Origin of the sequence: Streptomyces sp. NPDC005485 (assembly GCF_040606085.1) — a bacterium.
In the GTDB taxonomy this organism is placed as follows: Bacteria; Actinomycetota; Actinomycetes; order Streptomycetales; family Streptomycetaceae; genus Streptomyces.
The window spans coordinates 1-1,594 of the sequence record NZ_JBEXDZ010000322.1; the positions used below are offsets into that span (position 1 = coordinate 1).

At 68.7% G+C, this 1,594-nt stretch carries 2 protein-coding genes and 2 pseudogenes; 1 reads left to right on the top strand and 3 read right to left on the bottom strand.

Going from position 1 to position 1,594, the window contains the following annotated elements; genetic code table 11:
* Window positions 1-162 (top strand): annotated as a pseudogene (locus ABZS97_RS43930) (DEAD/DEAH box helicase); the annotation flags it as partial.
* 4 nt (window positions 163-166) lie between these two features.
* Here the strand turns inward: ABZS97_RS43930 and ABZS97_RS43935 are convergent.
* The 3 genes and pseudogenes from ABZS97_RS43935 to ABZS97_RS43945 all read right to left on the bottom strand — a co-directional run.
* Window positions 167-277, bottom strand: a pseudogene (locus ABZS97_RS43935) (TIGR04222 domain-containing membrane protein); the annotation flags it as partial.
* A gap of 12 nt (window positions 278-289) precedes the next feature.
* Window positions 290-493, bottom strand: a complete 204-nt coding sequence (locus ABZS97_RS43940; protein WP_356149706.1) for a helix-turn-helix domain-containing protein — start codon at window positions 491-493, stop codon at window positions 290-292.
* 181 nt (window positions 494-674) lie between these two features.
* The gene (locus ABZS97_RS43945; RefSeq protein WP_356149713.1) at window positions 675-1,436 is read right to left on the bottom strand and encodes a GntR family transcriptional regulator; all 762 of its coding nucleotides are present in this window, start codon (window positions 1,434-1,436) and stop codon (window positions 675-677) included.
* Window positions 1,437-1,594 lie beyond the last annotated feature (158 nt).

Sequence of the window (1,594 nt, forward strand, 5' to 3'; positions counted from 1 at the left end):
GAGCACCACGTGCTGCACGTGGCGGACGAGACGGACAAGAAGGCCGTGGCCACCCGCATCGCGGCCCGCGACGGTCGCGTGATCATGTTCGTGGACACCAAGCGCGGTGCCGACCGCTTCGCGAAGCGGCTCCTCGCCAGTGGTGTGCGCGCCGCGGCCCTGCAGGGTCGCGGTCCGCACCACGCACCGGTGCGGGCAGCGAGTCCAGCCAGCGCTGCCCGGACGGGGACGCCCAGGGACTGTACGGATGGTTCTCCACCCGGGCGATGGCCAGGCATCTGCATGTCTGCTAGGCCACAGCCGAGAGGTCGTGCGGGTCGGTGTTGAGCACCGCGCTGTGAATGCGCGTGACTCGTCCACCGGGTCCGATCCGGCGGGAGCGAATCTCTCCGCTCGCCACCCATCGGTGAATCGTGCGGGTGGATACCCGGAAGTGCTCCGCGACTTCGCGGACGGTCATCCACTCCGGCGCCGAACTCTCCTGCTGCTGCATGGTTCCTCCTGTGGCGCTTGTGCCATCTGAATCAGGCTAGCTGGCGAACGCGACAACCATCCCCCAGGTGTGTTGGTCGCGGGCCGCACAGGCAACGCCAGGCAAGCCGAGCCGGGGTGAGGCACTGTGAGGCAGGGGCGGCTGCCCCTGTCCCTTGTAGTACGTCAAGTCGCGGAATCTGTTACACCCGGGGGCCGAGCGGCAGCCGGTCGTAGACCAACTCGAGCCGGTCCGCCGCTCCGGTGATGCGCACAACCTCGACTGGGCGCCCGGCCTGATCACGCGTTACTCGCTCCACTCGCAGCACCGGGACCGTGGACCCTATGGAGAGCTCAGCAGCCTCGCCGGGGCTCGGTACCCATGCGGTGACTCGTTCGTCCGCCTCTGTGGGCTGCAACCCCGCGCCGACCATGGCGCCGAGGATTCCGCCGGTCACCTTGCCGGGCCCGTCCAGACCGGCCGCGGTCGCCACGTCCAGCGGGTAGTACGCCGACTGGACCTGAACGATCTCGTTCCCGATGGTCGCTTGCCGGGTGCGGCACACCACGGTGTCCCCGGCGGAGATGTTGAGCGCAGCAGCGATGTCTGCCGGCGCCTCGAGCTGCTCCGGCGGGAGCACCCGCATTCCACCCGGGAGGCCTTGTGCCGCGGTTGCGCTCTCCCAAGGGCCCATAGTGCCGCCGGGGGTGAGCACCGCGCCGTACCGGCTGAGCGGCACCCTGATGCGCCGCCGGTCGCGCACGACCGTGCCGTGTCCGCGGCTCGAGGTGACGTACCCCTCTGCGGCAAGTGCCTGGTATGCCCGATGCACAGTGGCTCCGGACCCCTCACCGGCCGCAACGAGCGCCCTGATGTGCGGGAGCTCCTCGCCCGGGGCGTACTCCCCTGAGTCAATCTGCGCCGCGATCTTGTCGGCGAGCGCACGCCACTTTGGTGCGGCCACGGTGACCATCCCCTCTCTCATCTGCCATCAGTGAACCACAGTTCTAGAACTGTTGACAGCTACCCGACGGGTCGTCATAGTCGTCTCAGGCAGCCGTAGTTCTAACACTACGACTGCCCCACCTGTGCCCCAACGGCACGGCCCCGGTGCGTGAACAC